Origin of the sequence: Shouchella rhizosphaerae, from assembly GCF_900142675.1 — a bacterium.
GTDB classification, from domain to species: Bacteria; Bacillota; Bacilli; order Bacillales; family Bacillaceae_D; genus Shouchella; species Shouchella rhizosphaerae.
This window is the reverse complement of the sequence record NZ_FRBS01000004.1, coordinates 364,421-380,313: the sequence shown is the minus strand read 5'-3', so window position 1 is coordinate 380,313 and position 15,893 is coordinate 364,421. Positions and strand designations below refer to the sequence as shown.

Below are 15,893 nucleotides of genomic sequence, written 5' to 3'. Positions count from 1 at the left end.
TTGCAATTGGGACTTTTTTTAGTAGCCTTGCCTCTGAGAAACGACCTGTTTACCCTGGAGGCGTGGGAAGACATTTTCATAGAAAGGGTGATTGTATGTCCACAGTGGAAAGGAAAAAGGGGATCTTCCAACGTTTTCTTGATGGGATTGAAAAAGCAGGCAATAAGTTGCCACATCCAGTGACGCTATTTGCGATTCTTGCTGTTCTTGTCGTGGTCATATCTAGCGTTGTAGCAAGCTTTGGCATTTCAGTCGAGGATCCAGCTAATCCTGGAGAAACGATTGCTGTAAAAAACTTGCTGAGCGGTGAAGGGATTTCCTATATATTCACGAGTATGGTTGACAACTTTATTGGCTTCGCCCCATTAGGCGTCGTACTCGCAACGATGCTCGGTATTGGAATATGTGAACGCAGCGGTTTGATTAGTGCCGGATTAAGAGGCTTTGTGCTCTCGATTCCAAACCGCCTCATCACGGCAGGGCTCGTATTTGCGGCAGTGATGTCAAGCGTTGCCTCGGATGCAGGTTACGTGGTGCTCCCTCCTTTAGGCGCTGTCATTTATGCAGCACTTGGCAGACACCCACTAGCAGGGCTTGCCACTGCGTTTGCCGGCGTCTCCGGTGGGTTTAGCGCCAACTTGCTTTTATCGGCGACCGACCCAATGCTTGGCGAATTAACGATGCAAGCAGCCGCGACAGTAGACCCAGTTTACGCTGAACAAATGAATAACGCGATGAATTACTGGTTTATTATCGTATCAACGATTTTGATTACGATTGTTGGTACGATTGTTTCCGAAAAGATTGTGGAGCCTCGGTTAGGCACTTATAAAGGGGACTATACAGGCGAGTTAGAACGCTTAACACCAATCGAGAAAAAAGGCATGCTTTATGCTGGCATCGCTTTTGCTGTTTCTGCTGCCTTAATCAGTTTGCTTGTTGTGCCAGAATGGGGGCCGATGCGGGGCACAGGGGACCAACCGATAGTCGTTTCACCGTTTATGGACTCTCTCGTTGTGATTATTTTGTTGCTCTTCCTCATACCAGGGCTTGTTTACGGAATTGTAACGAAAAACATTAAAAGCGATAAAGATGTGGCGAAGCAAATGACAGACACGATGGCATCAATGGGCATGTTTATTGTCCTCGCTTTTACAGCTGGCCAATTCGTCGCTTACTTTTCTGAATCGAACTTAGGTTTATTTTTAGGGATTTTAGGTGGTGAAATGCTGACTTCCTTGAATTTAGACGGCATTCCAGTGGTCATTGGCTTTATTTTAATCACCGCCTTCATTAATTTGTTTGTCGGCAGCGCATCGGCAAAATGGGCGATGATGGCACCTGTGTTTGTACCGATTATGATGCAAATTGGCTACTCGCCTGAGTTGGCGCAAGCGACTTATCGCGTCGCAGACTCGGCCACCAATATCATTACGCCACTGATGACCTATTTCGCCATTGTCATTGCTTTTGCCCAGAAATATGATAAAAATATGGGGATTGGTACACTGATTTCAGTTATGCTACCCTTTTCGATTTGGTTCTTAATTTCATGGTCATTGCTGTTAATCGTCTGGATTTTTACTGGCCTTCCATTAGGGCCAAATGCGCCTATTTATATGCCTTAATTGTGAAAGCGGTTGCCGTATAAAGGAGTTTGGTTGCGGTGGAACGAATAGTAGAAGGGACGACGCATTTGAAAGGAAGATAAAATTGAAGCCAACCTCAAGCGAGCCAATTGATCTTTTTTCCGATCAATTTCACCAGCAGCCTTATACGTATTACAAAGATATTCGGGAACAAACCGGATTTGCGAAAGTCATGCTGCCTTATGGAATCCCAGCTTGGATGGCTTTCCATTACGACGTGGCGGAAGCGGTGTTAAAGGATGAGCGGTTTATTAAAGATGCACGTACTGTTTTTCCAGATGAAGTTTCGGACGAACAAATGCTGCCGATAAGCAAGAGCATGCTGTTTGTCGATCCTCCAGACCATAAGCGGCTTAGGGGCCTTATTCAAAAAGGGTTTACCCCAAAGCGGATTTCCAGGCTAAAAGGCAGAATCGATGCTATCGCGATGGAACAAGCGCGCCGGATTAAGCAAAAAAAGCGCTTTGACCTTGTCGAAGAATATGCTTTTCCAATCCCGATTATCGTCATTTGCGAGCTTCTCGGCATCCCTGATTCTGACCGCGATAAATTCCAATATTGGTCAAAGTTAATCGTTGATCTTGATAACGATGGATACGGCGAGTCTACTACAGTGCAGAAGGGCATGGACGACTTTCTTGCTTACTTGCAAGCATTGATTCATGCCCGGCGCCAAGATCCGCGAGAGGACCTCTTATCTGATTTAATCCGCGCCGAAGAAGATGGTGACCGATTAACGACAAATGAACTTTATGGTGTCGTCATGCTCCTCATTGTTGCTGGCCATGAGACAACCGTTAATTTGATTGCAAATGGGATGTTGGCCCTGCTTATGCATCCAGACCAGTTGGCGTTGTTGAAAAACGACGATCAACTAATCCCTCAAGCAGTTGAAGAGTTGCTTCGCTATAACAGTCCCGTTGAATTTAGCACAGACCGATGGGCTCGTGAATCATTTTCGTTTATGGGGAAAGATATAAAAAAGGGAGACTTCGTCATTGTGTCGCTCGCTTCTGCCAACCATGATGAAGCGCTTGTTGAACATCCTGATAAGCTGGACATCACTAGAGAAAAAAGCCCCCATTTATCATTTGGAAAAGGAATCCATTATTGTTTAGGCGCTCCGCTTGCACGATTGGAAGCAGAATCGGCGATCCGTGTCCTTTTAGAAGAATGTCCTGACATACGTCTAGGCGCGGAACCAGCCGAGTTAGCGTGGCGGCAAAGCTTAATCATTAGAGGATTAGAAAATTTGCCTGTGGAAACAGGTTAAGCAGGGCACTGCCAAGCAGTGTCCTGCTTCAGCATGCTTATTTTGGGGTTGGCAAGAGTTATGGACGGCGTTTTAACGCATAAATGTCACGTTCGTGGTTAATGAGTTTTTCTTTAATAAAGTCAAACGTAGTAGAGGCATGTTCTGCATGTTTTTGTAATTGGGCAGTTATGACTTTTTGTTCAGCCATATCCTTTTTTAAGATAGAAACATCACTTTTTAAGATAGCGACATCGTCTTTTAACGTGGCAACATCCCCTTTGATTTCCCGCAATTGGCTGTTAACTTCCCGAAATGCAGTCATGACTTGCTTAAATTGGTCGTTTGTCATTTTCTTCACCTTCTCTCAGTTTAGTATAATGGAGAAGGAAGGACAAGAACAGCAATAAAGAAGCTATTTAGCGATAAGCCAAAACCTCCTTTTCGTAAAAATTGTACTAGATTGGCTTGCCTGATTCATGAAAGTAAGCTATATTTGTAAGTGCTTACATATAGTCATCTGATGACCGTATGATATAATCATTATGGTAGAGGGGGAGAAAGGATGGGGTTTTGGTCGCTTGCGCTTTTAGCGCTGACGCCAATTTTAACAGTGTTGTTGCTTCTTGTTCTTTTGGGGTGGCCTGCTAAGCGGGCGATGCCGCTTGCTTTTCTAATGACAGGCTTAGTTGCCATTTTCTTTTGGGGTGTACCATATAACTATGTGGCGGCCGCAAGCACAAAAGGGATTATTACGGCTATAGAAGTGCTATTTATTGTGTTCGGCGCTGTATTAATGCTCAATACATTGCGAGAAAGTGGCGCAATCCACACCATTCGTGCTGGATTTACAACTATTACGCCTGATAGGCGGATACAAGCTATTATTATTTGCTGGCTGTTCGGCTCGTTCATTGAGGGGGCATCTGGCTTCGGCACACCTTCGGCCATACTTGCACCGCTTCTTGTCGCTATTGGCTTTCCAGCGATGGCTGCGGTCCTGTCGGCTCTTATTATCCAATCAACGCCAGTTTCGTTTGGCGCTGTCGGCACGCCGATTTTAATTGGAGTGAACTCTGGGCTCTCGGGAGCGCCAAATGTGGCTGAACAGGCGGCCGCACTTGGAATGACGACCGACGAATTTATTCGTTCTATCGGTGGCCAAGTGGCGATATTCCATGGGATGATCGGTGTGTTTTTGCCATTAGTGTTGGTCATGATGCTTACATTGTTCTTTGGTGAGAAACGCTCCATTTGGGCTGGATTGGAAGTGTGGAAGTTTGCGCTGTTTGCCGGTTTAGCATTTACGGTCCCTTACGCCTTGATCGCCAATGTACTCGGTCCAGAATTTCCGTCGCTTTTCGGTGGCCTAATTGGGTTAGCAATTGTTGTTCCTGCCGCTAAAAAAGGATGGTTCATGCCAAAAAAGAGCTGGGATTTTCCTCCTCTTTCCAAATGGGAACAGGACTGGATGGGAATGCTTTCGGCAGATCCTCTTACTAAACCGACCATTTCAATGTTTAAAGCGTGGTTTCCGTATATACTCATTGGCTTTATCCTAGTCATTACTCGCATGGAGGCGCTTCCTTTTGGCGCTGCTTTAAAAAAAGTAGCGATTACCATTGAACAAGTGTTTGGAACGACGATTGACATTTCCAGCACTCCGTTGTTTTTACCAGGAACGATTATGGTAGCTGTGTCGGTCGTTGGTTACTTTCTTTACAAGATGGATCGCTCTTCTTACCGTACGGCAGTAAGCAACTCGGCAAAAATGATTGTCAGTGCCGCACCAGCACTTTTGTTTGCCGTGCCAATGGTGCAAGTGTTTATTAACTCTGGCGTCAATGCAAATGGGTATGAGTCGATGCCGCTCTTGCTGGCTGAAGGCGTGTCAAAAATGGTTGGCGAGCATTGGCCAGTCGTAGCGCCAGTTATTGGCGCGCTAGGCGCATTTATAGCCGGAAGCAATACGATCAGCAATATGATGTTTGCCTTGTTCCAATTTGGGGCGGCAGAAAATGTTGGCATTTCTCCTGCTACGATCGTTGCTTTGCAAGCTGTTGGCGGAGCAGCAGGAAACATCATTTGTGTCCATAACGTTGTGGCAGCAGCGGCAGCGGCAGGGATTATTGGCAAAGAAGGCGTACTTATTAGAAAAGTGTTGCTTCCGCTAACATATTATCTCGTTTTTGCTGGTGGGCTAGGCTACGTAGCCATACATGGGTTTGGGCTTCATATCGGCACGTTGTTTGTGGCAACTGTCTTACTTGTTTTTCTAATCATGATCCTCAAATACCAGCGTAAAGCCAAATTGGCCAACATAGAAAACAACAAAAAAGTATCAACGCTATAAGGGGATGGTAATGTGAACGTTTCGCTATTCGTCACATGTCTAGCGGACATTTTTTATCCAGGTGTTGGGAAAGACACTGTAGAAGTGCTTGAACGCCATGGGTGTAACGTCAAATTTCCAGAAAACCAGATTTGCTGCGGGCAACCGGCATTTAACAGCGGTTATCATGAAGATACGAAAAAAGCAGCCAAACATACCATTGAAACGTTTGCCGATGCCGATTATGTTGTGCTGCCGTCAGGGTCCTGCGCTGCTATGCTCCTCGAATACAAGGAACTATTTGCAGACGATCCTGAGTGGGAAAAACGAGCAGAAGAGCTTGCAAGCAAAACGTATGAACTGACCCAATTCCTTGTCCGCGTCCTAAAAGTCGAAGACATTGGCGCAGTTTGCCATAAAAAAGCGACATACCATACCTCTTGCCATATGTCGCGGTTATTAAGGGAAACAGAGGCACCCTTTTCTTTGTTGGAACAAGTAAAGGGCCTTGAGCTGGCTCCACTGGCAAACAAGGAGTCGTGCTGTGGCTTTGGCGGTACATTTTCAGTCAAAATGCCTGCAATTTCGGAACAAATGGTGGAAGAAAAAGTCGGCCATATCGAAGCGACAGGTGCTGACCTGCTTATTGGCGCCGATTGCGGTTGTTTGATGAACATTGGCGGGCGGATCGAACGAAACGGCAAAACGATTGAAGTAAAGCATATTGCCCAAGTCTTAAATAGCAAGGAGTGAGGAATGTGGCCATTAAAATAAGCGATGCCCCTTTTTCAAAACGGGTTGAAAAAGGGCTCCAAGACGGTTTTATGCGCCAAGCGGTCAGCTCGGCCCAGGAACGGCTGAAAACATCAAAAGGTTCAGCGGAAAAGGAGCTTGGCAATTGGGAGGAGTGGCGCACACTCGCAGAAGAAATCCGCTCACACACGCTCAATCATATTGATTTTTATTTGCACCAGCTTAGCGAAAACGTTGAGAAGGCGGGAGGACATGTTTATTTTGCGCAAACGGCTGAAGAAGCGAATCAGTATATCAAGGAAATTGTAAGCAGCAAAGAAGCGCAAAAAGTCGTCAAATCCAAATCGATGGTAACCGAAGAAATTAGCATGAACAAAGCGCTCGAAGACATTGGCTGCGAAGTCATTGAAACCGACCTGGGGGAGTACATTTTACAAATAGACGACCATGATCCCCCTTCCCATATCGTCGCGCCAGCATTGCACAAAAATAAAGAACAGATCCGTGATACGTTTAAAGCCCGCAAAGGTTATACAAAGTCAGAGAATCCCCAAGAGCTGACGTTGTTTGCTCGTGAACAGCTCCGCAAAGAGTTTTTGTCAGCAGATGTGGGCATTACAGGCTGCAATTTTGCCGTAGCAGAATCAGGAAGCATTTCGTTGGTCACGAATGAGGGAAATGCCCGCCTCGCGACCGCACTGCCTAAAACACATATTGCCGTTATGGGGATGGAACGGATTGTGCCGACATGGGAAGAACTTGACATTTTAGTTAGCATGCTTTGCCGAAGTGCAGTCGGCCAAAAATTAACGAGTTATGTGACAGGCCTCACAGGTCCTCGTGAAGATGGCGATGCCGATGGTCCTGAAGAGTTTCACCTCGTCATTGTCGATAATGGGCGCTCCAATATTCTCGGCACTGAATTCCAAGCAGCGCTTCATTGCATCCGCTGCGCAGCTTGCATCAATGTCTGCCCTGTGTACCGCCACGTCGGCGGTCATTCCTACGGCTCGATTTATCCAGGGCCGATTGGGGCAGTATTAACACCGTTGTTGGAAGGGTATGAAGACCACAAAGAGTTGCCTTACGCGTCAAGCTTATGTGCGGCTTGCACGGATGCGTGCCCTGTCAAAATTCCCCTTCACGAACTGTTGATTAAGCATCGTCGCGTTATCGCCGAACAAAAGCGGACTGCGCGAACGGAGGCGTTGGCGATGAAAGGGTTTGGAATTGGTGCAAGTTCGCCTATGTTGTATAAGGCTGGAACCAAAGTAGTGCCATTTTTGCTGTTCCCGTTTGTAAAGGATGGCGCAATTCCAAAAGGGCCAGGGCCGCTAAAAGGTTGGACAGATGTCCGCCATTTGCCAGCTCCGGCCAAAGAACGGTTCCGTGATTGGTTTAAAGCACGGCAAAAGGAGGGGGCGCATGATTAAAAACCGCGATTCTTTTCTCGATCATGTGGCCAATCAACTTGGCCGGCCCCGCCAAACAGAAGGGGTGTTACGGCCCAATTATCGAGTTTCCCCTCAATTTGAAGTATTAAAAGACGCTTCAAAAGATGAGTTGGTCACAGTGCTGAAAGAACAATGCGTGGCGATTCATACAGACTTTAAACAAGTGGAGAGCGGTCAGTTAGAGACGGCACTTGATGAAACAATCGACATGTATGGAGCGAAATCGGTCATTGCTTGGGATGACCGTCGTTTTCATGAGTTTGGCCTCGGCTCCTTTTTGACGCGCCCCTCTGTTTCATTATGGGACAATCGTGACAGCAAACGTTCGATTGAGCAGGCAGAAATAGCAGACGTAGGCATTACCTTTTCCGATATCACTCTTGCTGAGTCGGGAACAGTGACATTGTTTAGCAGCAATGGCAAAGGGCGTTCTGTCAGTTTGTTGCCGCGCTATTATATCGCGATCATCCCGAAAAGCACGCTAGTAGCGCGGATGACGCAAGCGGCGCGCCACATTCGGCAACTAACAGGCGAAGGACGCCTCCCATCATGCATCAATTTTATTTCAGGGCCAAGCAACAGTGCGGATATTGAAATGAGTTTAGTAGTTGGCGTGCACGGCCCGCTAAAAGCGTGCTATATAGTAGTCGACGACAAGTAAAAAACACCCAAGGCCAGCGCGTTACCGCTGGCCTTTTAGTTGTTAAATGTTGCTTCAGGTAGAAGAAGGATACTGCAGATGCTTTTTACTAGTCAGCAAAAGGATGTTGCTCGTTTGCATATGCTATACTTAAAACGAGAAGTTGCAAATGAGGTGTTTGCTATGTCCTTAAAACAAGTAAAGTCTAAAAAAGTGTCCGAACTAATCCGCGACCAACTCGAGGACATGATTCGGAGTGGCGATATTCAACCAGGGGAAAAACTCGATTCAGTTGAAAAGCTGTCGGCGACATTTCAAGTAAGTCGATCAGCCGTTAGGGAAGCATTGAGCGCATTGCGTGCAGTCGGGCTTGTGACGATCCGCCAAGGAGAAGGCACATTTGTTAATAAATTCGATTTTTCAAGTATGGTCAAACCAGTCGGAATCAAGGGCGTTTTGTCGAATAAAGAGAAACAGGATTTATTCCAAGTGCGAAAAATCCTCGAAGTCGGCGTCGCGAGTTTGGCGGCTGAAAACCGCAGCGCTGACCATCTTGCCAAGATCGAAGAGGCGCTTTCGCAAATGGCCAAGGCAGAAGCTGGCAAGGATTTAGGCGAGGAGGCCGATGTTCGATTTCATCTCGCTTTGGCCGAGGCGACAGAAAACGATTTGCTGATGGAAATGATGCAAAAGTTGTCTGACACGCTCGTGATGACCATGTATGAAAGCCGAAAAATCAGCCTTTACGCCGAAACACAAACGCTTAAACAGCTTCATGATGAGCATGAGCAAATTTATAAGGCGGTGGAAGCGCAAGACAAAGACAAAGCCCACCAGGCGATGATGGTTCATTTAGTCAATGTCGAACAAGCATTAATGGAATATGATAAGCAAAAACAAGAGGACGACAGCCAGTAAATTGAGCAAGCCGCGCAAAAGCGGCTTGCTCTTCGTTTTGTTTAAAGGGTGCTTGGTACGAGGTTAAAGCAGCGTTTGTAAATCCATTCATAATCAGCAAGCGTCAAGTCACGAGGATTTCCGATGGTTTGTGGATCTTTCAACGCTTCTTCGGCCCAACGGCTAATTTGTGTTTTGTCAACACCTTGGTCTTCAAGCGATGGGATTTCCAGCTCTTCAACTAACTCATACATATAGCGGACTGCTGCCTTGGCCGCCTCATTGGTTGTCATAGCCGTTGTGTTTAGGCCGAATGCTTGGGCAATGCGGGCAAAACGTTCAGGCGCTCCTTTCCAGTTGAATTCCATGACCGGTCCCATCATCGCTGCCACACATTGTCCATGAGCTACAGGGACGATGCCGCCAAGGGACTGGCTCATTGCGTGGGCGGCCCCAGCCGATTCGCTTCCATAGGAAAGCCCCGCCAACATTGCAGCTTGCGCCATCCCATAGCGTGCTTCTAGGTCATCCCCGTCTGCAAAAGCGCGGCGTATGTAGGTGGCTGCATATTCAATTGCCAACAAGGCGACAGCATCTGTAACCGGTTGTGCATATTTCATCGTGTAGCACTCAATGGCATGGGCTATGGCATCAATGCCTGTCATCGCTGTGACATGAGGAGGCATTGAAGTATGCAATTGTGGATCAATAATGGTTACGTGTGCAGCAATAAGAGGGCCGCCTGTATTGAATTTGTATTTCCGTTGTTCATCCGTAATGACTGCCCATTGCGTCACTTCCGAACCTGTTCCGGCAGTGGTTGGAACAGTTGCCAATGGTGGAATTCGCCGTTTAAGCGGCTTCTTGCCCTCTGCTGCTTCGTAATCAAGGACTGTGCCTTCGTGTGTCACTTCCACGCCAATTGCTTTAGCTGTATCCATAGAAGAGCCGCCGCCGACAGCCACTAAGCCGTCGCAGCGATGTTCCGCATAAACGCTGGAACCTTTGGCGATTAATCGTGTTGGTGGATTGGGCTCAACTTCGTTGAAAAGGACGACGTCAATGCCCGCTTTCTCGAGGCTTTGTTCGACTGGTCTTGTAATGCCTGCGTTGTAAATGCCAGGGTCCGTCACAAGCAATATTTTTTTGGAACCAAGGGCGCGGACTTCTTCGCCAAGGTGGGAGATAGCGCCAATGCCATGCTTAATAGCGGTCGGCACTTCAAAAGTATGGTAGTTTAACATCGATTCAATTTTCATATGCATGCTCATGTTTATCGCTCCTCAATTCATTTTACCCGCGGAACCAGCCGATTGGTTGCGGTTGCTTATTGCGGAAAATATGCTTTGTTTCCGTGTACTCTTCTAAGCCGATTTTGCCTAATTCCCGCCCGAAGCCAGATTGTTTGTAACCTCCCCAAGGTGCTTGGACAAAGTATGGGTGAAAGTCATTGATCCATACCGTTCCTAAACGAAGTTTGCTTGCAATGCGTTCTGCTTTGCCAATATCATTGGAAAAAATAGCGCCAGCAAGCCCATAGATGGTGTCATTTGCCTTTGCGATCGCTTCTTCTGTTGTTCTGAATGTTTCGACTGTAAGTACAGGACCAAACACTTCTTCTTGGACGATGCGCATGCTGCTGCGGCAGTTCGTAAAAATAGTCGGTTCTAGAAAAAAGCCGTTTTGCAGTTCTGCCGCATCTGGGCGTTTCCCGCCACAAGCAAGTGTAGCGCCTTCATCTAATCCGATTTGAATGTAGCTTTCAACTTTGGCGCGGTGGGCGGCCGAGATAAGCGGCCCAGACTCTGTTTTTTCATCAAAACCATTGCCAAGCTTGATACGTTTCGTCCGCTTTACTAACTCTTCTACGAAATCATCATGAATCGCTTCTTCCACAAGCAAGCGCGAGCCAGCTGAACAAACCTGGCCAGCATGGAAAAAGACAGCGTTTAAGGCTTGGTCAATGGCTGTCTCAAAATCGGCATCAGCAAAGACGATATTAGGGTTTTTGCCGCCAAGTTCTAAAGCCATTTTTTTAACGTTACTGCTTGCCGCTTGCATGATGGTCTTGCCTGTTTCAATGCCTCCAGTAAATGAGATCAAGTCGACATCTGTACTTTCGGCAAGCGGTGCGCCAACTTCCTTGCCTGTGCCAAGCACAAGATTGGCCACTCCTGTTGGAAGCCCGACTTCTTCAAACAGCTCAAATAGCTTCATCGTCGTAAGAGGTGTAAGTTCGCTTGGCTTTAAAATAAGGGTATTTCCGGCAACGAGTGCAGGCGCCAATTTCCATGCTGCTTGCAACAACGGATAATTCCAAGGCGTAATTAGCCCGCACACGCCTACAGGTTCACGGACAACGATGCTTGTTGAGTTCGGAAGCGGGCTCCGAATGACCTCGCCCTCATTTTTGTCCGCCAGACCAGCAAAATAAAAAAACACATTGGCGATGTCTTCCATATCTGTTCGGCTTTCTTCAAGCGTTTTACCTGTATCAAGCGACTCCAAACGGGCAAATTCCTCGTTTTGATTGGCTATTTTTTGGCCAATTAGACGCACCCGTTCACCTCGTTCACTTGCGGATGCAGAGGACCAAACGCCTTCATCAAAGGCAGCTCGGGCGGCTGCAATCGCAGCTTGGCTGTCTTCAGCCGAACCTTCTGGCACTGTTGCGATCACTTCCTGGTTAAAAGGATTAATAATTTCTCGAACGCGGCCATTCTTTGCCTCCGTCCATTCCCCGTTAATAAACATCTTTCCGCGAATCATCAACCTCTCTCCTTTATTTTGTTTAATATATATTAAACGTTTTATACAAAATAAACATAGCATTTCTGTTTGTTTGTGTCAAAAAAAAGCCTCCTAAAATAGTGATGCCCATTGTAAGGATACTATTTTAGGAGGTTCTTTAACGAAAACTTGATATGGTTGTAGCAGCTAAGTTCTTTGTTAGGAGGTGCCGTTTTCGTTTTTATAGCGTTCTACTAGATCTTTGGCAAGATTTCCAGTTTGGAACTGTTCTACTAGCAAACCAAGAAACTCATAATATTCAAGAGAAGCCGTTATTTTTTTTAATGTGTGTGCGGCTTCCGCCCGTACCTCATCTGGCGTCTCAGCATCATCCACTAATGCTTCATACAGAGGAATGGCTTGTTTAACTGCCTGAAGGTTCACGCTACGTTCCCGTTCCCATCTTCGCGTAAAAAAGGAAATAAAAAATTGAAAGAAGTCTTTTTCAGCCTCATACAAGTCTTTACGCTCGCCTTTTCGGTACACGCGGTGGATAATTTTTTCTTCTAGAAGTTTGCGTACACCAATACTCATACTGCCTTTACTCATTCCTAATTCATCGCGAAGGTCATCGAGCGTCATTGGCCCGTCGTTTAAATACAAAGTCGCATAAAGTTGCCCGACTGAACGGTTTACCCCATAAATGTCCATCGTATCGGCTATGCCGTCTTTAATGATAGCGTGCGCTTGCTCTAATTTTTCAAAAACATGTTCATCCTTTTCCATTTCAACACCTCAATTGCAATTTAACGAAATTTAGCGATAGTATAGCTGTTTACCTGTAATAAAGCAAGGTAGCGAAAGACTGGCGGTTCTGTTGGATGTTGACAGAACGAGAGGCTATGTTAGTATAGTGTCTAAAATATTTAATTCGTTTTAAATATATTATACATAATTGAGAGGATGATCGGTAATGAAAACCATTCGCTTGCTTGCGTTTTTGCTATTGGCTTTGCCTATGATGTCGGCCTGTGGCGCCCAAGGGGAAGAAGCCAAAGAAATTGAACTCGTTTACGTTGTATGGGATTCTGAAATCGCTTCAAACCATGTAGTGAAGATTGCTTTGGAACAAGCCGGTTATGATGTGACGTTAACAAGTGTTGAGCAAGGAATCATGTGGTCGTCAGTGGCAGACGGAAGCGCCGATGCCCATGTTGCCGGATGGCTGCCAGAAGATATGAAAGTCCACTATGAACAGCATAAAGATGACATTATCGATTTAGGAGCTAATTTGGAAGGGGCACAAACTGGCTTAGCTGTCCCAGCGTATATGGAGATTGACAGCATCGAAGAATTGTCGGCTGACGTCGTCAGTACCATCACAGGCATTGACGCTGGCGCAGGCGTAATGATGACAACGGAAGAGGCGCTTCGTGAATATGGAATTGATGACGTTACGTTGTCAGCAAGTTCAGATGCGATTATGACGGCAGAGCTTGGCAACCGCTATGCAGCGCAAGAACCAATTGTCATTACCGCTTGGCAACCTCACTGGAAGTTTAATTCGTATGATTTAAAATTTCTTGAGGACAGCAAAGGCATCTATGAAGCAAACGGAGAAATCCGCACAATTGTCCGCGCAGGCTTGGACGAAGAAAAGCCAGAAGCGTATCGGATTCTCGACCAATTTTACTGGACAGCAGACGATATGAATGAAGTCATGTTGTATATGGCAAAAGACGGAATGGAGCCAGAAGAAGCAGCGGAAAAATGGGTGAATGCCAACCAAGATAAAGTCGATGAGTGGTTGAAAGGCGTATAGAATTAAGAGGAACAGCTATTCAAACGCTTGTATTGACACGCCGTAAGGGATCATAATAACTGGTTCATTGCGGCTTTTTTGTATGAAAGGCGTCATCTCGCTTGCGGGTGAGGCACTATTTTATCCAAAAGTGGCGCATCTCCTTACTGCAAGTATGCTAGGACGGAGATCGATAATAATAGCGTGGTTCCAAGTTATCTGTTGTTACTAGGTTTTTTCGCCCAAATGGCCACCAATCTCCCTTTCATTCAATATCAAAAACGGAAGGAGTTCAAGTATATTCTTAAAGCCTAAGGCAATCCCGTATGGCTGTCTACCCACCGGCATCACTTCTAAATAGTAGCCCCATTTATATTTACAGTTACCTAAAAGATTTTAAACGTGCAAAAAAGAATCTCCTATAAAAAATCTAGGAGGCAAAGAATGCATTTTTTTACTAGGGTTAATGATGGAATTGTTCTCTAGTATCTCATTTTAAAATTCTTCTCTCAAAACTACCAAACCTTCCACGTACTTTCTTGTTCGGTTTTTAATCCTCATTATAGCGCAGCACCAACGGTTTTATTTTTACATATAGTTAAATACTGCTGAACAATTTTAATAGAGATCTTAAAGAATACCTATCATAACATGTCTAAATAAGGGGAAATCTTTTAAAGGTTTGTTGAGATATTTCTATCACAGAAAATAAAATTTAATAGATTTAAAACATAATAGGAGAAATGAATTATTAAACCAACATACATCATTCTATTTAAAGGGTTGTAATGGTGTATAACCCGCCTAACATTAACGGTTTCTCTGCGATAATAATTACTTTATATCAAGTCTATTTTTCAATGGGAATAGTTCCCCAGAAGATCCGTACACCCAATCTCAGGCATCTTTTGGTGCAGGACTTAAGTATTGTGTTGGGTTGAGTGAATGGTATGTAAGTAGGGAAAAGATGATACGTGACTAGACTATTCGTATGCTATCATGCGTATCAAGTACACTAAAATAAATAAATAGACCTATTTGTTTCGTATAAATAGGCCTTAGTTCCTCTTTGATGTGTGCTTAGGAGAAACCAAACATGAAAAGGGGAGTGATCGTTTTTCTTGTCCTATTCGTTTAAGCAGATTTTAAAAAGTACGTTATGAAGCATTCGCAAGCAATCCTTGTCATTCCTCGGTATACGAAACCGCTGTCGGTTATCGGTTGCATACACCTTTTAGGGCAGCAGTGGCTATTTATAATAGCTTTTTAGTGCGCGGTTAATATTCGGAAAAATGGCTTTATTATGTATGCTTTTTTGCTTTTTACCAATAAAGTTACCGAGAGAAAATACTTAACAGAGGAAGTGTGGACTATTGTCTTCGAAAAAGTACGATTACAAGAAAAAGATGAAAAATAGGCAAAAAAGAAAAATGAACACTCTTTCAAAAGTGGTCGCTTCTACGGCGATTACAACTCTAACAATAGTGCCTTTTAGCAATCTTAATGCTGAAGGCGTATCTGGAAATGTATTGACGAACCCAAGTGCCTACGCTTCGGCAGCTAGTCTAACAGAGTTTCAATTATTGACGGATGTTGCAGTCAATGCTCAACTTGGTGATGCTGATGAAAATGGGCTTTATGATCTTGGGCTTTCTTTAACTGGGCGAGGCCTTGCTGATGCTGAGCTCTTCGGTCCAGAGCGTACGGTTATCTTTTATTCTCCTGACCTTGCTGATAAGTGGACCGTAGAAGGGCCAGCGCAAGTCAGGGTAGAAATCCTTCCAGTTACAATGGATGCTTTGCCAACTGTAGGCAATTTAATAGGGGATATCACGCAGCAATTGAACACTACAGTTAATGACTTGGTTGCTGCAGTTGACCGGATTGTAAATAATCCAATTACGGCGCCTTTAATTCGTGTAAGTGGATTAACAGAATTACAAGATGCTCTAAGTGCGCTTAATAATATAGATGGGGCGCTGGCTGATCTGCTTGCTTATAATGATGAAGTAGAAGCAGTCGTCCAGCCAGACGGTTCAATTCTTGTTAATTTTTCAGATGGCTTAGGAAACCACCTTGAATCAGCGGTTCAAGATGTGGTGGTTCAATTACTGAATGACGTAGTAGATGCGATTGGCAATGTCAGCATTGACATTTTGGGCGGCGGTATTTCTGTTCCTCTAGAGCCTCTTCAAGCACTTGTACAACCGCTTTTAGGTCTAATTGATAATATTTCCAGTGGGGCCGTTGATCTATCCAATGACTTGGCTGGCGTGCAATTGCTTGGAAGGACAGAAGTTACACTAAACACAAAAGTGGATGGCACCGACGCATCTGGAGAAGTCCCAATTTATGGCGCAGGTGTACACGATAGTACAATTGACC

At 45.3% G+C, this 15,893-nt stretch carries 12 protein-coding genes and 1 pseudogene; 9 read left to right on the top strand and 4 right to left on the bottom strand.

The window, feature by feature from the left end:
* The first annotated feature begins 95 nt into the window (after positions 1-95).
* Positions 96-1,628 carry an AbgT family transporter gene (locus BUC05_RS13585; RefSeq protein WP_035204759.1) on the top strand — a complete coding sequence of 511 codons (1,533 nt, stop codon included), beginning with the start codon at positions 96-98 and terminating at the stop codon, positions 1,626-1,628.
* 85 nt (positions 1,629-1,713) lie between these two features.
* The gene (locus BUC05_RS13580; protein WP_035204761.1) at positions 1,714-2,922 is read left to right on the top strand and encodes a cytochrome P450 family protein; all 1,209 of its coding nucleotides are present in this window, start codon (positions 1,714-1,716) and stop codon (positions 2,920-2,922) included.
* A 58-nt stretch (positions 2,923-2,980) separates the two neighbouring features.
* On the opposite strand, the gene BUC05_RS13575 is transcribed toward BUC05_RS13580, so the two are convergent.
* A complete protein-coding gene (locus BUC05_RS13575) occupies positions 2,981-3,253 on the bottom strand; it encodes a hypothetical protein (protein ID WP_011245828.1) in 273 nt (90 codons plus the stop codon).
* Positions 3,254-3,466: 213 nt separating this feature from the next.
* Between BUC05_RS13575 and BUC05_RS13570 the strand changes: the two genes are divergently transcribed.
* The 5 genes from BUC05_RS13570 to BUC05_RS13550 all read left to right on the top strand — a co-directional run bounded on the left by BUC05_RS13570 (position 3,467) and on the right by BUC05_RS13550 (position 8,998).
* Positions 3,467-5,254 carry an L-lactate permease gene (locus tag BUC05_RS13570; protein ID WP_011245829.1) on the top strand — a complete coding sequence of 596 codons (1,788 nt, stop codon included), beginning with the start codon at positions 3,467-3,469 and terminating at the stop codon, positions 5,252-5,254.
* A gap of 12 nt (positions 5,255-5,266) precedes the next feature.
* Complete coding sequence (locus BUC05_RS13565; protein WP_011245830.1) at positions 5,267-5,986, top strand: (Fe-S)-binding protein; 720 nt, start codon at positions 5,267-5,269, stop codon at positions 5,984-5,986.
* Between the two features lie 5 nt (positions 5,987-5,991).
* The gene (locus BUC05_RS13560) at positions 5,992-7,419 is read left to right on the top strand and encodes a LutB/LldF family L-lactate oxidation iron-sulfur protein (RefSeq protein ID WP_011245831.1); all 1,428 of its coding nucleotides are present in this window, start codon (positions 5,992-5,994) and stop codon (positions 7,417-7,419) included.
* On the top strand, positions 7,412-8,101 hold the full coding sequence (locus tag BUC05_RS13555; protein WP_011245832.1) for a LutC/YkgG family protein: 690 nt from the start codon (positions 7,412-7,414) through the stop codon (positions 8,099-8,101). Before BUC05_RS13560 ends, BUC05_RS13555 begins: the two co-directional genes overlap by 8 nt.
* A gap of 162 nt (positions 8,102-8,263) precedes the next feature.
* Entirely contained in the window at positions 8,264-8,998 is a 735-nt protein-coding gene (locus BUC05_RS13550; RefSeq protein ID WP_035204869.1) for a FadR/GntR family transcriptional regulator, read from the top strand.
* A gap of 41 nt (positions 8,999-9,039) precedes the next feature.
* On the opposite strand, the gene BUC05_RS13545 is transcribed toward BUC05_RS13550, so the two are convergent.
* The 3 genes from BUC05_RS13545 to BUC05_RS13535 all read right to left on the bottom strand — a co-directional run bounded on the left by BUC05_RS13545 (position 9,040) and on the right by BUC05_RS13535 (position 12,493).
* Complete coding sequence (locus tag BUC05_RS13545; protein ID WP_011245834.1) at positions 9,040-10,248, bottom strand: choline dehydrogenase; 1,209 nt, start codon at positions 10,246-10,248, stop codon at positions 9,040-9,042.
* 22 nt (positions 10,249-10,270) lie between these two features.
* Positions 10,271-11,746, bottom strand: a complete 1,476-nt coding sequence (gene betB, locus BUC05_RS13540) for a betaine-aldehyde dehydrogenase (RefSeq protein WP_073305065.1) — start codon at positions 11,744-11,746, stop codon at positions 10,271-10,273.
* 180 nt (positions 11,747-11,926) lie between these two features.
* On the bottom strand, positions 11,927-12,493 hold the full coding sequence (locus BUC05_RS13535) for a GbsR/MarR family transcriptional regulator (RefSeq protein WP_073305063.1): 567 nt from the start codon (positions 12,491-12,493) through the stop codon (positions 11,927-11,929).
* Positions 12,494-12,680: 187 nt separating this feature from the next.
* Here BUC05_RS13535 and BUC05_RS13530 point away from each other — a divergent pair, with 187 nt between their 5' ends.
* Positions 12,681-13,529: a glycine betaine ABC transporter substrate-binding protein gene (locus BUC05_RS13530; protein ID WP_073305061.1), complete on the top strand. Its 849-nt coding sequence runs from the start codon at positions 12,681-12,683 to the stop codon at positions 13,527-13,529.
* Positions 13,530-14,914: 1,385 nt separating this feature from the next.
* Positions 14,915-15,877 (top strand): annotated as a pseudogene (locus BUC05_RS22085) (adhesive domain-containing protein); the annotation flags it as partial.
* Positions 15,878-15,893: the final 16 nt, after the last annotated feature.